Source organism: Ignatzschineria sp. 22MB058224, from assembly GCF_058188435.1.
Genome location: NZ_CP187366.1, coordinates 673,279 through 689,265 on the forward strand (window position 1 = coordinate 673,279; position 15,987 = coordinate 689,265).

At 39.7% G+C, this 15,987-nt stretch carries 12 protein-coding genes and 1 tRNA gene; 7 read left to right on the forward strand and 6 right to left on the reverse strand.

The features are described 5' to 3' along the window. Positions 1-136 precede the first annotated feature (136 nt). From sdhC to murA, 6 genes are all read left to right on the forward strand, one after another. On the forward strand, positions 137-526 hold the full coding sequence (gene sdhC / locus ACPF7B_RS02740) for a succinate dehydrogenase, cytochrome b556 subunit (RefSeq protein ID WP_490506108.1): 390 nt from the start codon (positions 137-139) through the stop codon (positions 524-526). Positions 527-535: 9 nt separating this feature from the next. Continuing rightward, the gene (gene sdhD / locus ACPF7B_RS02745) at positions 536-955 is read left to right on the forward strand and encodes a succinate dehydrogenase, hydrophobic membrane anchor protein (protein ID WP_490506109.1); all 420 of its coding nucleotides are present in this window, start codon (positions 536-538) and stop codon (positions 953-955) included. Between the two features lie 56 nt (positions 956-1,011). Beyond that, positions 1,012-2,814, forward strand: a complete 1,803-nt coding sequence (sdhA, locus tag ACPF7B_RS02750; protein ID WP_490506110.1) for a succinate dehydrogenase flavoprotein subunit — start codon at positions 1,012-1,014, stop codon at positions 2,812-2,814. 51 nt (positions 2,815-2,865) lie between these two features. Beyond that, positions 2,866-3,642 (forward strand): succinate dehydrogenase iron-sulfur subunit, encoded by a 777-nt coding sequence (locus ACPF7B_RS02755; RefSeq protein ID WP_490506111.1) that lies wholly within the window; start codon positions 2,866-2,868, stop codon positions 3,640-3,642. Between the two features lie 221 nt (positions 3,643-3,863). Beyond that, entirely contained in the window at positions 3,864-4,103 is a 240-nt protein-coding gene (locus ACPF7B_RS02760; protein WP_490506112.1) for a BolA family protein, read from the forward strand. Next, positions 4,103-5,374, forward strand: a complete 1,272-nt coding sequence (gene murA / locus ACPF7B_RS02765) for a UDP-N-acetylglucosamine 1-carboxyvinyltransferase (RefSeq protein ID WP_490506113.1) — start codon at positions 4,103-4,105, stop codon at positions 5,372-5,374. Before ACPF7B_RS02760 ends, murA begins: the two co-directional genes overlap by 1 nt. A 91-nt stretch (positions 5,375-5,465) precedes the next feature. On the opposite strand, the gene dsbD is transcribed toward murA, so the two are convergent. Next, on the reverse strand, positions 5,466-7,274 hold the full coding sequence (gene dsbD, locus ACPF7B_RS02770; RefSeq protein ID WP_490506114.1) for a protein-disulfide reductase DsbD: 1,809 nt from the start codon (positions 7,272-7,274) through the stop codon (positions 5,466-5,468). A gap of 262 nt (positions 7,275-7,536) precedes the next feature. Here dsbD and ACPF7B_RS02775 point away from each other — a divergent pair. Continuing rightward, a tRNA-Gly gene (locus tag ACPF7B_RS02775) sits at positions 7,537-7,612 on the forward strand. Positions 7,613-7,650: 38 nt separating this feature from the next. Here the strand turns inward: ACPF7B_RS02775 and ACPF7B_RS02780 are convergent. From ACPF7B_RS02780 to ACPF7B_RS02800, 5 genes are all read right to left on the reverse strand, one after another. Continuing rightward, positions 7,651-8,523: a class II glutamine amidotransferase gene (locus tag ACPF7B_RS02780; protein WP_490506115.1), complete on the reverse strand. Its 873-nt coding sequence runs from the start codon at positions 8,521-8,523 to the stop codon at positions 7,651-7,653. A gap of 37 nt (positions 8,524-8,560) precedes the next feature. Then, a complete protein-coding gene (locus tag ACPF7B_RS02785) occupies positions 8,561-10,222 on the reverse strand; it encodes a formate--tetrahydrofolate ligase (RefSeq protein WP_490506116.1) in 1,662 nt (553 codons plus the stop codon). 221 nt (positions 10,223-10,443) lie between these two features. After that, positions 10,444-11,772 (reverse strand): glutamate/aspartate:proton symporter GltP, encoded by a 1,329-nt coding sequence (gene gltP / locus ACPF7B_RS02790; RefSeq protein ID WP_490506117.1) that lies wholly within the window; start codon positions 11,770-11,772, stop codon positions 10,444-10,446. Between the two features lie 325 nt (positions 11,773-12,097). Then, positions 12,098-13,567, reverse strand: a complete 1,470-nt coding sequence (locus tag ACPF7B_RS02795; protein ID WP_490506118.1) for a basic amino acid/polyamine antiporter — start codon at positions 13,565-13,567, stop codon at positions 12,098-12,100. A gap of 12 nt (positions 13,568-13,579) precedes the next feature. Continuing rightward, a complete protein-coding gene (locus tag ACPF7B_RS02800; RefSeq protein ID WP_490506119.1) occupies positions 13,580-15,955 on the reverse strand; it encodes an Orn/Lys/Arg family decarboxylase in 2,376 nt (791 codons plus the stop codon). Positions 15,956-15,987: the final 32 nt, after the last annotated feature.

Genomic DNA, 15,987 nt, shown 5'->3' on the forward strand with positions numbered 1-15,987 from the left:
TTTAATATAACGATATCCAAAATGAGTAATATGTTGGCTATTTTTGATCATATATTGAAAAGTTGCTAATAAGTTGGCAAACTGATGTAACTTAGGTTTAATCTGTATTTTCTATTTATTTTTTGGAGTTCTATCTATGAGTCAAAATAAACGGCCAGTATCGCCATTTATGCTCGGTAGTGGCTACAAATTGCAATTTACTTCGGTAATGAGCTTTTTGCACCGTCTCTCGGGCATTGCGTTAGTGTTGGTTCTATTAGTTATTGGAATATGGTTTGTCTCGCTTGCAGCTGGGCCATCTGCATTTGCGACAATGACAGCTGTTCTTACAAATCCATTGATGATTTTATTAGTCATGATCGGAACATTTGCAGCTTGCTACCATTTTTGTAATGGTATTCGCCACCTTTTTTGGGATGCGGGTAAAGGTGTAGATATTCAATCAGCGAAAAGAAGCGCTAAGATTGTTCAAATTGCAGCTCCTGTTATCGCTGTTCTTTTAATTATTGTTGGATTTGCGGTTTAAGGAGCTAACATGAAAAGATATCAATCACCATTGGGGCGAGTAAAAGGTCTAGGTTCAGCACATGCCGGTTCAGCATCATGGTTAGCCCAAAAAGTATCCGCAGTAGTGCTGGCAATCCTATTTCTTTGGTTTGCTTTTTCATTTGCAGCACTATATGGAAAACCTTATGACGAGGTATTAGTATGGGTTGGAACGCCTTTTAACACTGTACTATTTATTGTTTTTATAGTTACTGCTATCTATCATGCAATTTTAGGATTGCAGGTTGTTATCGAGGATTATGTGAGTAAAACATGTCAACGTACTGTCATGCTTGTTGCTATGCGTGTAATCCTATCGATTATTGGTTTAGCAATTGTTTGGGCAATTGTTCGTGTTGGATTTACCATCAATACACTAGGATTGTTTGAGCAAATATTTAGATTCTAAATATATTAAATAGCTTTACTAACATAAATAAAACAAAATTCTCGAGGTCTAAATCGATGAGTAACTTAAAAGAATATAAAGATTATAAAATTCAAGAACATGTCTATGACGTTGTTGTTGTCGGTGCTGGTGGAGCAGGTCTTCGTGCTACACTAGGAATGGCAGAAAAAGGGTTAAAAACGGCTTGTGTGACAAAAGTCTTCCCAACACGTTCACATACGGTTGCGGCACAAGGTGGCGTTTCAGCAGCCCTTGGAAACATGGGTGAAGATGATTGGCGCTGGCATATGTATGATACTGTTAAAGGTTCTGACTGGTTAGGTGACCAAGATGCAATCGAGTACATGTGTCGTGAAGCTATTCCAGCGATTTTGGAATTAGAACATTATGGATTGCCATTTTCTCGTACCGAAGAGGGTAAAATTTATCAACGCCCATTCGGAGGAATGACAACTAATTTCGGTGAAGGGCAAGCACAAAGAACATGTGCAGCAGCCGATAGAACTGGGCATGCGATGCTACACACTCTCTATCAACAATCATTAAAACATAATGCAGAATTCTATATCGAATATTTTGCAATTGATCTTTTAATGGATGATGGTGAATGCCGTGGTGTTGTCGCTTGGGATTTAGCAGAAGGTACAATGCATGTATTCCGTTCGCAAATGGTCGTTTTAGCTACTGGTGGATATGGTCGTGCATATTTCTCTGCAACATCAGCACATACTTGCACAGGCGACGGAAATGGAATGGTTGCTCGCGCAGGATTACCGCTTCAAGATATGGAGTTTGTTCAATTCCATCCAACAGGTATCTATGGCGCTGGCTGTTTAATTACTGAAGGTGTTCGTGGTGAAGGAGGATACTTAACAAACTCTAATGGTGAGCGTTTTATGGAGCGTTACGCACCAAATGCAAAAGACCTCGCATCACGTGACGTAGTTTCTCGCTCAATGCTCATTGAAATTCGTGAAGGTCGTGGAGTTGGTCCTAAAAAAGACCACATTCATCTTCATCTTGAGCATTTAGGTCCTGAAGTGATTGAAGAGCGTCTTCCGAGTATTGCAGAAAGTGCTCGTATTTTTGCGGATGTTGATGTCCGTAAGGAACCAATTCCTGTAATTCCGACTGTCCATTATAATATGGGAGGAATTCCAACGAACTATCACGCAGAAGTAGTCACTTTAAAAGATGGCAATCCTGATTCAATTGTCCCAGGATTAATGGCGATTGGAGAAGCAGCTTGTGTATCTGTACACGGAGCGAATCGTTTAGGTTCGAACTCACTTTTAGACTTAGTGGTCTTTGGCCGTGCAGCAGCAAATCGTGCATCTGAGATTTTAAAGCCAAATGCTCCGCATAAACCGCTTGATGATCAAAAAGTCATCGATATTTTAGATCGTTTTGACAAAATTCGTTATGCAGATGGCTCAATCTCCACGGCAGCACTCCGTGACAAAATGCAAAGAGCAATGCAAGAAGATGTTTCTGTTTTCCGTATGCAAGAGACTTTAGAAGATGGTGCAAAACGTGTGGAAGAGGCATATCAGCAATTCAATGACATTAAAGTCCATGATCGTAGTCTAATTTGGAACTCTGATCTCGTTGAAACATTAGAATTATCAAATCTTTTAACTTGTGCATTAGTGACTGTAAAATCCGCGGTTAATCGCACAGAATCCCGTGGTGCTCATGCTCGCGAAGATTATCCAACACGTGATGATGTGAATTGGATGAAACATACATTAGCTTGGGTTAATGAAAATGGAGATGTAACGCTTGATTATCGTCCCGTGCATGCCTACACGCTAACAGATGAGATTGACTATATCGAACCCAAAGAGCGTACTTATTAAATCGTTGTTTACAACATTTATTAAGAATGGTTAAAAGAAAAGGAAATTATTATGGCTGAATTTAAATTACCTGCAAATTCGGTTGTTAAAGAAGGAAAATTCTTTAAAAACGAAACTGCAACTAATAAACGCGTCTTCAAAGTCTATCGTTGGAGCCCAGATACAGGGGAGAATCCTCGTTATGATCGTTATGAAGTAGATTTAGATGCGTGTGGACCAATGATTTTGGATGCATTACTGTTGATCAAAAATACCATTGATCCAACATTAACGCTTCGTCGTTCATGCCGTGAGGGTGTGTGTGGTTCTTGTGCGATGAACATTGATGGAACAAATACACTTGCATGTACAAAAGCAATTAGCTCTGTACCTGAAGGTGAAATTTCTATCAATCCATTGCCGCATATGCATGTTGTGAAGGACCTTGTACCAGATTTAACACATTTTTATGCACAATATGCATCTATTAAACCTTGGTTGCAAACAGATACAGCAACACCGCCACGTGAACGTCTTCAATCAATCGAAGAACGCCGTAAACTTGATGGTTATTATGAATGTATCCTTTGTGCATCATGTTCGACATCATGCCCAAGTTATTGGTGGAATTCTGATAAGTATTTAGGTCCTGCTGTACTATTGCAAGCGTATCGTTTTATCTCTGATAGTCGTGATGAATATACCGGTGAGCGTTTAGATGAATTAGAAGATCCGTTTAAACTCTATCGTTGTCATACCATTATGAACTGTACCAATACTTGTCCAAAAGGATTAAATCCTGCAAAAGCCATTGCGGAGATTAAAAAATTGATGGTAGCACGTCATTAATAAGCAGCAGCGATAGCTTCTCTATGAGAGGAGTACTTATGCTAAAACGTCACTTTAGTGACGTTTTTTATTGGGGGAAAAATGGTATTCCTTTTGATTTTTTGCATGTGAATTATTTAGAATTAGGGTGTTATTACATAGTTTATTCAAATTTTTTCATGCAAACATGGCATAATGGTAAACATATTTTTTGGACAATAACGATTAGGGATTGAAGTAAAATGATGACAAAAGAAAAAATTCAAGAACTTATTGAATCTGCAATTAAATGCGATTATATCGAGATTAAAGGTGAAGATGGTGTTCACTTTGAGGCAATTATTGTTAGTCCCGATTTTGAAGGTTTATCAATGTTAAAACAACACAAACTTGTATATTCAGCACTTGGAGATCGCTTAAAAACGGAAGAGATCCATGCGCTTGCACTAAAAACTTATAAACCATCTGAATGGAGTCACTAATGAGCGATAATCAGCGCTTACTCGTTGAAAATAATGGTCCATTAAAGGGTTCGGTTCAAGCAAGCGGTGCAAAAAATGCAGTCTTACCGATATTAGCGGCAACCATATTGGCAACAGAACCAGTCATTTTAAAAAATGTGCCTAATCTCCAAGATGTACATGTGCTTAGTAAAATCTTAATTGACCTTGGTGCAAAAGTCACAAGAGAGCATGACACGATAATAGTCGATCCAAGTAGCATTTCTAAAACACGTGCTAATCATGATTTAGTCAGTAAAATGAGAGCATCCATTCTAGTTCTAGGACCAATTTTAGCAAAATTTGGAGAGGCAGAAGTATCGCTTCCTGGTGGATGTGCTATTGGGAGTCGACCTGTTGATCAACACCTTTTAGGAATGGAAGCGCTTGGTGCAGATATTAAAATTGAAAATGGTTATGTTCATGCAACCGTTAAAGGCGGACGGCTTAAGGCAAATCATCATGCATTCGATGTTGTCACAGTCACAGGTGTTGAAAATGTTCTAATGGCAGCTGTTTTAGCAGAAGGTATCACTATTTTAGACAATTGTGCGAAAGAACCAGAAGTGAGTGATTTGGCGCTTATGCTTAATAGACTTGGTGCAAAAATTGACGGAATTGGTACAGATCGATTAGTGATTACTGGCGTTGAAAAGCTCAGCGGTGGAGAATACACTGTGATGCCTGATCGAATTGAGATTGGAACCTATATGGTTGCAGCAGCAATGACTTTTGGCGATGTCACTATTGAGAATTGTATTCCTGAGCATGTTGATTCTGTGACTCATGCGTTAAAACAGGCTGGCAGTAATGTTTACATTGAGGGGAATAATATTTTGATCTCCCCAAAAAGCACACGTTTAAAAGCACTTCGGATAAAAACTGCGCCTTATCCACTATTTGCAACCGATATGCAAGCTCAATTTATGGCGATGGCAGCTATTTCCGAAGGCACATCATCCATTATTGAAACAATATTTGAAAATCGTTTTATGCATGCTAATGAGTTAGTGCGAATGGGTGCGAATATTAAAATAGATAATCGTTTAGCACTGATTGAAGGTGTTAAACACCTGTCAGGTGCAACAGTAACAGCAACAGATTTACGAGCTTCTGCGGCATTAATTCTAGCAGGGCTTGTTGCAGATGGGGTAACTACGATTGGTGCTTTACATCATCTTGATCGTGGATATGATTCTATTGAAAACAAGCTGACAAATCTTGGTGCTAAAATTCGTCGTATTACGATTTAAATTATAAGTTTTTCATAAATAAAAAAGATCTGCTCCTTGTAAATAAGTGCAGATCTTTTTTATATGTAATATATTTTTGTCCCTCGCTTTCTTAATAATTTTGCAAGATAAAATCGAGGTAACGTAAAAACTCTTCTTTCGATACACTTCCCATTACGCGCAAATCTGGAATCTCTTGGCCATTTCGATCGAAAAATAGCATCGCTGGCGGTCCGAAGATATTAAAGTGTTCTTGTAAGCGTTGGTCTTGCTTATCATTTTGGGTAACATCACTTGCAAGCAGATTCAGTCGCGCCATTTTTTCTTTCACTTTTGGATCACTAAAAACATATTTTTCCATTTCTTTACAAGCAACACACCAGTCTGCATTAAATTCTAACATCGAGATGTTGCCATTATTCGATGCAAGTGCATCATTTAATCCATTAATACCTTTTACTGCCTTAAACTGGGCTGTCTCAATAGTACGAGTTGATTCATTAATTGACATCACACCAAATATTAATGTACCAACCGCTAATACTCCAAATAGAAAACGTGCTTTTATACCGCTTTCAACAATTGTTACTAATAGCCAAACAAAAGTCATTAAACTAATAATGGCATAGAGCATCTGTTCCCAAAAGTGTGGTAATGTACGACCAATAAAGTAAGCAGCTAGCCCTAATAACATAAAGCCAAATAGATATTTAACTTTATCCATCCAAATTCCCGCTTTCGGGAGTAAATGACCAGAAGAAGCACCGAGTATCAATAATGGAATTCCCATACCAATACTCATGCTAAAGAGTGCGGCTCCACCTAATAGATAATCTTGAGATTGCGCAACTAAGCCGATAATACCAATTAGAGGTGCAGTGACACAAGGGCCAACTATCAAAGCCGATAGCATTCCCATAATAGCAGTACCAATATAGCTGTTTTGGTTAGACTGCTTATTGCTTAATATACTTAATTTTGATTGAATCGCTGCTGGCATCTGAATTTGATATGCGCCAAACATTGAGAATGCTAAAAGTACAAAAATCAATCCGAAGCCAATCAATACATATGAATTTTGAAGATATGCAGCTAATCCTTTTCCAAAATAGGCAGCAAGAAGCCCGAGCAATGTATAAACAAATGCCATTGCTAATACGTAAACGAGTGATATTGTAAAACCTTTTCGCGGGGTTAAATTGCCACTTCCAGTGAGAATTCCAGATAAAATAGGAAGCATTGGTAACACACAAGGTGTAAAAGTTAATAACAATCCTAGTAAGAAAAAGAGAGGGATTGCTAAATATTGCTTATCTTGTAAATATTGTGTCAAACGATCGTGCTCTGCAATAATCGGCTTCATTGTTTTTGTTCCAGCCGTCGTACTACTCACATCTAACTGATCATTTTTTGGATTATTATTAGAATTTATTTCAACATCTAGTTGATATTGCTGAGGGGCAAAGCAATAGCCACTTTTTGCGCAACCTTGTGCTTCAAGATTAAAATAAGCGCGATTCATCGTATCGCTATTTTTTAGAGTAATTGGAATGATAATGGGAAAATCATAAATCTCTTGTTTTCCGAAGAATTCATCTTCATGTTCAATCCCTTCAGGAAGGGCTATTGTAGCAATTTCCCCATTACTATTGCGTAGCAGGATATTGATTTTATCTTTATAAAGATAATAATCAGGGTGAATATTCCAAAGAAGTTTTATCTCGCCACTCTTATCATCAAAAGTAATTGTTGGATCAAACGCCTCTTTTGCTTGGAGCAGGGTAGAAGTATCGATACCGATTTTAGGTGCATTGATTCCTTGTGAACGATTAAAGAGTGATTGTCCAAAAACGATATTCGAAATGGCAACAGAAAGTATCAATATAAAGAGACTTACTTTCATCATTATCTGTTTAAGCATAAATCTTCCTAAAATTATTATACAGCACCTTAATATTATACCTTTTAATATAATATTAGTGCGATTCTTAGTAAAAATATAAAGATGTAGTATAACGAAAAAGGACTCTTTAAACAGTAAAGCCATTGAGATTTACAATTTTTGATTCCATCCCATATGTGCTCATAAAAATCCATTTATAAAATCTCATCATATTGCTAATAATTTGCACTTTTTTGGAATTGACACTTTGTAAAAAAGCTCTATAATAAGCTCATCTTTTGCGGGAATAGCTCAGTTGGTAGAGCACGACCTTGCCAAGGTCGGGGTCGCGAGTTCGAGTCTCGTTTCCCGCTCCAAATTTAAAGCCACTCATTATTTGAGTGGCTTTTTTGTTTTACAACACACTTTCTGGCGCTGCTCCTACGGCCTTCGCAAGGGCTAATGCTTCCTCAATCGCCATTACCTCACCCTCATTGGGGCTATCTTTTGCAATAATTTCCCCATCTTTAAACATTAACAGTTCATTTCGAGATAATTGATGCCATGTTTCATTGGCTGTTAGAGGCAATGTAGCAATTACAGCAACGCGATCTTGCGCAGTAGTCACGGAAGCGAAGTCGATAGAAACATCATCATCGATAAGATGAGCTTCGCCAAAAGGTGCTTGTCGAATAATATAATGCAAAAGTGTTGTCGCATGAGCGATCATCCATTCACCATTGCTCAATATATAATTAAAAATACCATGTACTCGGATTTTTTGCGTCAATGTCTGTATTGCTTTAAAAAGCAGATCTTTCTCAGGTTTTATAGGAAATTTTTTGCGAAGCTCATTTAAGATAAAACAAAAAACTTGCTCTGAGTCGGTATTTCCAACTGCTCGATAGTAATCGTTTGTTGTATCACTATTTTTCAATAATTTTTCAAGTTCTGTTAAGTGCCCATTATGTGCAAAAAGCCAATATTCACCCCATAATTCACGCATAAAAGGGTGTGTGTTCGCTAAGCTTACCTGTCCGCTAGAAGCCTTACGAATATGTGCAATAACATTTTTAGATTTAATGTCATACGATTGAATCATTTCAGCAACAGGCGATGAAGCACAGGGTGTATCGTCTTGGTAAATTCGAATTCCCTTTCCTTCAAAAAATGCAATGCCAAAACCATCAACATGTTGATCAGTAACGCCTCCTCGACGGCGAAACCCTTCGAAGGAGAAGGTAATATCTGTGGGAGTATTACAATTCATTCCTAAAAGTTGACACATATCGATCCTCCTTCCACTATCAGACACTTCATCTTATCTATAATCCGATAATATTACCATTTTCATCAATATCGATATGACGATAGGCCGGCTTAAGACCCAGTCCTGGCATGGTCATAATATCGCCAAGTAGAACTTTTACAAAGCCAGCGCCTTTTGCTAATTGAATTTCTTGCACAGGCAGTATAAATGGCTCTGGAACATTTTTGATATTTGGATCATGGCTAATAGATTGTGGTGTTTTAGCGATACAAATAGGGAAGTGCCCATAACCATTTTTAGTCAATTTTTGAAGTATCGCTTCTGATTCTTTAGAATACTCAATTGCTTTTGCCCCATATGTAGCAGCAACGGTTGCTATTTTATCCTTAAGTGGAAGAGCATCATCATATAGAAGGGTTGCCTCCGCATTTAGCTTGCACGCTTTAACGATCTTTTCCGCAAGAAGGCTGGCTCCTTTTCCACCTTCAACAAAAGCACGGCTTACTTCACAGTCATAAGCTCCCTGTTCAAGCGCATATTGGCGGATAAAGTCCATTTCTAAATTGGTATCGTCTGGAAACTGATTAATCGCTACAATAACAGGAATATTGTAACGTTTAGCATTTTGAATATGCCAACCTAAATTAGCAATTCCTGAATGAAGTTTATCCGTTTCTGAGGCATATTCCCCTAGCGTTGAATTAGATTTAATACTTTTGACGGTACTAACAACGACAACACATTTAGGGAAGATTCCACTTTGACGCGCTTTAATGTTGAAAAATTTTTCCATCCCCATATCTGATGCAAATCCCGCTTCTGTGACAACATAATCAGCATGAGACAGCCCAATTTGATCTGCAATAATGGAAGAATTTCCATGCGCAATGTTAGCAAAAGGGCCTGCATGAATTAGTACTGGCGTATTTTCAACGGTCTGCATGAGCGTTGGTTCAATAGCTTTTTGTAAAATAGCCGTCATGGCGCCCGCAACCTCTAAATCATCGGCAGTAATTTCATTGCCTGAAAAATCGTAAGCAAGAACAACACGCCCGATCCGTTTACGAAGATCAAATAGATCATTACTTAATGCTAAAATCGCCATTAACTCTGATGCTGCGGTGATCTCAAAACTGCTCTCATGCATGTAAGCAGTTTGGAAACCCATTTTTCCAACAGCTACCTCACGAAGCGCCCGATCATTATGATCAACAACTCGTGACCATAAAATACGGTTCGGATCAATATTGAGCCTTGGAAGCCCACTTCGCTGCGTGAATTTTTCACCTAAACGTGTCTCATGATATAAACGCGCATCTAATGCAGCTGCTGCTAAATTATGCGCAGAGCTTAGTGCATGAATATCACCAGAAAGATGTAAATTCAATTGTTCCATCGGTACAACTTCTGCTTGGCCACCGCCTGCTGCTCCACCTTTTTGTCCAAAAATGGGACCAAGACTTGGCTGACGAATGCAGGCGATTGCTTTATGACCGTTATAATTTAATGCCTCACTAATACCAATAGTCGTTACCGTTTTACCCTCTCCTTGTGGCGTTGGAGTCGTGCTTGTTACTAGAATCAAATCGCCTGTTAGGGATTTATTTACCAAATTTTGAAGGCTTACTTTTGCAGCATAGTTACCATAATGAGTCAGTGTTTTTATAGGGATATTGATTTTTTCGGCAATAGTATCAATCGGTAAAAGCATCATCATTTCTCATTTAGAATATAGTTAAAAATATAAAGGTGATTCTGATATCTGTACGTATCATAACGAGCCATTCATAAAAACTAAACAAAAAAATGCGAATAATTTATTTTTTCTAAAGTGATGAAAATCTTTAATGAATGATCGTATTTATGAACTAATAAGCATAAAAAACTCCAAAAGAATTTAATCTTTTGGAGTTCATTTTATATATATAAAAAGCAAGACTAGATATTTTTATTCACGTCAAAATAGCTATCTGCCTTTGATTGATCAAACGATCCTTCCCATTTTGCAATTACAAGCGCCGCTAAAGCATTCCCCACAACATTAAGCGCAGTGCGCGCCATATCCAAAATGCGATCAATACCGATAATATAAGCAACACTTTCGAGCGGAATACCAACAGTTCCAATCGTTGCTAATAGTACAACAATCGATACGCCTGGCACACCAGCAATTCCTTTTGATGTGAGCATTAACGTCACAACAAGAATAATTTGATCCAAAATAGAGAGATCTACACCAGAAATTTGTGCCAAGAAAATTGCCGCGATACTTTGGTAAAGCGTTGAACCATCAAGGTTAAATGAATAACCAATAGGAATAACAAACCCCGTTACTTGTGGTGGTGCTCCATACAGTTCCATTTTTTCCATGATTCTTGGAAGAACGGTCTCAGAACTTGCCGTAGTATATGCAAGAATCAATTCATCTTTCAGAATCTTAAAGAGCGTAAAGATATTAATTTTAAAAAGATACGCAACAATACCTAATACCACAACCGCAAAAAATATAATTGTTCCATACACGACAAGCACTAAGTTTAAAAGTGGATAGAGTGATTCGAATCCAAAACTTGCAACAGTTGTTGCAATAAGTGCAAATACACCGATAGGGGCATATTTCATAATCATATTGGTGACTTTAAACATTGCGCCCGAAATCCCTTTGAGTACTTGGATGACCGGCATTTTTTGTTCAGTAGGTAATGAACCTAATCCTAAGCCAAATAAGACAGAAAAAAAGATCACCGCTAGCATACTATGATTATCCGACATCGCCGCAAAGATATTACTAGGGAAGATTGATAGTATCGTATTTACAAAAGGACTAGTCGTTGATTCATTAATATTCGAGATTGTATCACTATATTTACTAATATCCGTTTGTGCCAAGTTTGATATATTTAACCCAGAACCAGGATGGAAAATGTTTGCGGCTAAAATCCCTACTAAGATCGCAATAGTAGTGATAATCTCAAAATAGACAATCGTTTTTAAGCCCATTTTACCGAGCTCTTTACTATTTTCACCGCCTGCAATACCGACGGTTAATGTTGATACAACAATCGGAACCACAATCATCTTAATCATGATAATTAAGATCTGTCCTGCGGGATTGAATATATTATCAATAACCCATTGTTTTGCTTCATGGTCATGAAGAAATGCACCAGCAATGATCCCTAAAACTAGCGCGATAAGAATCTGAACGCCTAAATTGGGGAGTTTAAATCGTCGTTGTTTAGTTGGTGTGACGGTATTTTGCGACACAATTGCCTCCTCTTATTTATCAATATTGATAAATATAAAAATGAAAAGAATAGAGGATAACAGTGATATTGTAAACTTTACAACTTTCAAAGTGCCCTTTAATTATACTGTTATTGAGCAATAGAAAATATTTGTTATCGCTCTAATCCATTCTATTATTTAATGAAACTGGTATTGAACCGATCTTAAAGCTCTAAGTTTTATAAAATATATCTTTTTTTGTGAAAATTCGATATAAATTTTGTTTTTAAGCGAGAAAAAATTATAAAACTCGTAGAAGTAAACCCTCTACGAGTTTTATAGCGGCTCATTATTAGTCAGATTATTACAGTTTTACCCAACCTCCCCAGACGGAGATTATGCCGGCAATCGCTAATAGCAGAAGGATCAGAAGATAGAGCACTTCCAGTTTTTGAAAGATCGGCGCACCATCTCTCTTCTCCCAGCGAGACCAGATAAATACCGGAATTCCCAATGCTAAGAGGACGGGAACCATTACCACATATTGAATACCGCCGGCATAGAACATAAAAAGGCCAAAGAGAAAACCGATCAAACCACTTAAATAGGCAAGCGTTTTCCCTTTTTTTGCATACTTTTCATACTCTTTTTGCGTGCAGAGCTTAAAGAGGAAGAGCGTAGTCCCAAGATAGGCCGGCAACATAATAAGGCTAGAGATACTGAGCATTGTTTGCCACGCATTATTGGAGAAATAGACCAATAACATCGCCGCCTGCATAATGATGCTACTGACGAGCAGTGAGAATGATGGGGTCTGATTCTTATTCTGCTTGGCAAAGAGCGAAGGGAAGGTTCCATTTTGTGCCGCTGCCATCGGGACTTCTGCGCAGAGGAGTGTCCAAGAGAGCCAGCCGACAAGAACGGAGATCATCAGCCCAATATTCATCAACCATTGACCCCAATTGCCAACAGCTTTACCCAATACGCCGGCAGTGGAAGGATTGGGAACTTCTGCAATCTCATGTTGCGCCATAAAACCAAAGGGAAGGATCGAGAGCAGAATATAGATCGTTAATACCACTAAAAAGCCGATTAAAGTAGCTTTCCCGACATCGGCAGGATTTTTCGCTCGGCCTGAGAGAACCACAGCCCCTTCAACGCCGATAAAGCACCATAAGGCCACTAACATTGGTGACATAATCTGCTTAGGAATAGAGCCAAGATCCTCACTGGGGGCCGGCGCACTATGACCCCAGAAGTTCTCCGTAAAATGGCTGAACTTAAAGAAGAAGAGCATAATAATGATAAAGAGCGTTAAGGGGATAAGGTTACTCATCGTCCCGACCATATTGATAAAGCTCGCTGTCTTGATGCCACGAAGGACTAAGAAGTAGTAGAGCCAGATCAAAATGGAGCCGAAGATAATGGAGTTGAGGTTATTCCCCCCGGTAAATTTCCCCGGGAAGATATAGTTCATTGCATCCATCAAGATAACGGCAAACGCGACATTCCCAAAAGCGGTCATGAGCCAGTAGCCCCAAGCGACGATAAAGCCGATAAAGGGGCCGAAACCTTCACGTGCATACATATAGACGCCCGATTTTAGATCGGGACGAATATCAGAGAGAATACGGAAGGAGTTAGCGATAAAGTAGACGCCAAAGCCGGCGATCAGCCAAGCAATAATAATGGGGCCAACAGCGGAGTGGAGCGAGGTGTTTTGGGGTAAGCTGTAGACGCCACCACCGAGCATCGATCCGACCACAATCGCGATAAGGGCAAAGAAGCCAAGTTTAGAAGCAGGCTTCGGTGCTTCTGTTGCATGCTTTTTCATGATTAATCTCCTTTAACCGCGTGCTGTACGGATGGCATGAGAGCGCTGTTTTCTAAATTTCACCTTCGGTGGCGCAGGTGCTCGCTCTTCCTCAACAATTGCTCGAACCCAGAAGTCGCCTGCTTCATCGATATGTACCCCTTGTAGCTCATGCTCAAATCCGGGGAATGCTTTATCAAATTCTTGCAACGCTTTAAGGTAAGCAATTACGCCGGTATCCTCTTCAGAGAGTCGTTCACCCGGCATTAAGACTGGAATTCCAGGTGGGTAAGGGGTTACCATTGTTGCGGAAATTCGACCTCTAAAGTCATCGAGCTTCACTACCTCAGTCTGATAACGAACCACTTTCTGGAAGGCTTCTGCCGGCGTTAACTCGGCAATAGGCGCACTATTGACGGCATTATTGATCTTCAACATCATCTCTTTTGATTTCATCATCTCATGCATCTTTTGGCAGAGTGCTTTGAGTGTGATATTACGATAGTGATCCCCTTCTGCTGCGAGAGAAGGAATCGCCTCAATCGCGAGAGTGTCATTGTCATAGAGCTTCTTAAATTCAAGTAGAGCTTCCACTAAGGTTCCCCATTTTCCTTTTGTTGTCCCGACAGAGAAGAGAATTAAGAGGGTATAATCACCAGTTCGTGCAATCTCAATCCGGCGATCATCGAGGAAGCGAGTCATAATATAGCCTGGAATTCCTCTCTCTTCATAGATCCCTTGTGCCGTAATGCCGGGGCAGGTGATGGTCACTTTTACAGGATCGAGCATACTATCGGTATCGGCTAAATCTTTATCGCTAAAACCATGCCAATCTTCACCTGCACGCAGTTGCCAAGCGCGGGGATCATGAGTTAAAAGCTCTATCGGCGCCTCTTCAAAGCTATAATAACGATTCTCTTTCTCAGAGTATATTTCGCGCGGTTGGAGCAGATCGAAGAACCAAGATTCTTCTCCCTCTTCCTCCTGCAGTCGGCGTTTAATAGAGACAATCGATTTTCGGAAAGCGATCGCCTCTTCTAGTGACTCTTGTACTAGGGAGTAGCCCGATTGACCACTCATCATATTAACGGCAACATCGATCGATGCAATGATCGGATAGTAGGGCGAAGTGGTGCCATGCATCATAAAGGCATCATTAAAGTCTTCAAAATTGAGTGGCGCTCGCTCACTCTTCTTCACATGGATCATCGACGCCATAGAGAGTGCCGGCAACATCTTGTGGGTCGATTGTACAGCAAATATTGTCGGTCGATGGGGATCATTATCTTCAACATCCATCGCAAAACGTGCCTTATAGAGAGGATGAAACTTTGCATAGGCGTACCAAGCCTCATCAAAATGGATACGCGGGACCGATTCGCCAAGATGAGAGACCACATCTTTAACGTTGTAGCAGAAGCCATCATAAGTACAGTTCGTGACAACGGCATAAGTGGGCGCCGGTGAGATAGCATCCTTTGTTAAAGGACTTGCGGCAATTAAGCTATCGATATGATCTTTGGTTAATCTTTTTGTCGGAATTGGGCCGATCAGACCGAAGCCATTTCGAGTCGGTTGAAGATAGACAGGACGCGCCTGAGAGAGTGTTAATGCGTGATTGATCGATTTATGACAGTTGCGATCTACTGCCACCATCTCATTAGCACCTACGGCACCTTGCGCCACAATTCTATTGGAGGTAGAAGAGCCTCCGACACCATAGAAAGTCCAATCAGCTCCAAACTCTTTTGCCGCAATCGCTTCCGACTTTTTCGGCGGCCCTTCATGAATGAGATAATCTCCCATCTCCGCCGTAGCGACACCAATATCGGAGCGGAACATATTCTCCCCATAAAATTTAAAAAACTCTGCGCCAACAGGATGCTTTAGATATGCCATTCCTCCCATGTGACCTGGGCAATCCCAATAGTAATCACCATCTTCGGTAAACTCTTTTAAAGTCTTAAAGTAGGGTGGCAGCATCGCTTCATAGTGGCGACGAATCGCTCGATCGATACGATTGGCTAAAAAGGTGGGAGTTTCTGAATAGAGATAGATATACTCCTTCATCTCTCTAAGAAGATCGATCGGCAGATTATGAGTAATCGATTCAACCGAGAGGAGAAAGATGGGCGTTTCCGGATTTCTAGCGCGAAAAGTGGTTAAAAAGTGTAGCGCATCAGCGCCATCTGTCTCTTTACCACTCCAGAAGAGTCCAACACCTCCAAAATGAGGCGTCTCTGCAACCATTGCGGTTGCCTGTGGTAGAGAATCAACCACTGTAAATTGATACCCTAAAACACTTAAAGCGCTCTGTAACTCGTTCAATCGCTCATTGAGTCTAGGGGAAGGATGATCGCTATAATCGGAAAAATCATTAATAAAAAGAATATCTCTATTATATTTCATCTTAAACTCCGCACTAAATGGATGAAGGTGTT

What these genes read in the sequence shown, in the direction of transcription:
- ACPF7B_RS02800 (WP_490506119.1), bottom strand. Translation starts at nt 15,955, where the DNA reads ATGAAATATAATAGAGATATTCTTTTTATTAATGATTTTTCCGATTAT.
- ACPF7B_RS02780 (WP_490506115.1), bottom strand. Translation starts at nt 8,523, where the DNA reads ATGTGTCAACTTTTAGGAATGAATTGTAATACTCCCACAGATATTACC.
- ACPF7B_RS02760 (WP_490506112.1), top strand. Translation starts at nt 3,864, where the DNA reads ATGATGACAAAAGAAAAAATTCAAGAACTTATTGAATCTGCAATTAAA.
- sdhA (WP_490506110.1), top strand. Translation starts at nt 1,012, where the DNA reads ATGAGTAACTTAAAAGAATATAAAGATTATAAAATTCAAGAACATGTC.
- ACPF7B_RS02785 (WP_490506116.1), bottom strand. Translation starts at nt 10,222, where the DNA reads ATGATGATGCTTTTACCGATTGATACTATTGCCGAAAAAATCAATATC.
- murA (WP_490506113.1), top strand. Translation starts at nt 4,103, where the DNA reads ATGAGCGATAATCAGCGCTTACTCGTTGAAAATAATGGTCCATTAAAG.
- dsbD (WP_490506114.1), bottom strand. Translation starts at nt 7,274, where the DNA reads ATGCTTAAACAGATAATGATGAAAGTAAGTCTCTTTATATTGATACTT.
- sdhD (WP_490506109.1), top strand. Translation starts at nt 536, where the DNA reads ATGAAAAGATATCAATCACCATTGGGGCGAGTAAAAGGTCTAGGTTCA.
- ACPF7B_RS02755 (WP_490506111.1), top strand. Translation starts at nt 2,866, where the DNA reads ATGGCTGAATTTAAATTACCTGCAAATTCGGTTGTTAAAGAAGGAAAA.
- sdhC (WP_490506108.1), top strand. Translation starts at nt 137, where the DNA reads ATGAGTCAAAATAAACGGCCAGTATCGCCATTTATGCTCGGTAGTGGC.
- ACPF7B_RS02795 (WP_490506118.1), bottom strand. Translation starts at nt 13,567, where the DNA reads ATGAAAAAGCATGCAACAGAAGCACCGAAGCCTGCTTCTAAACTTGGC.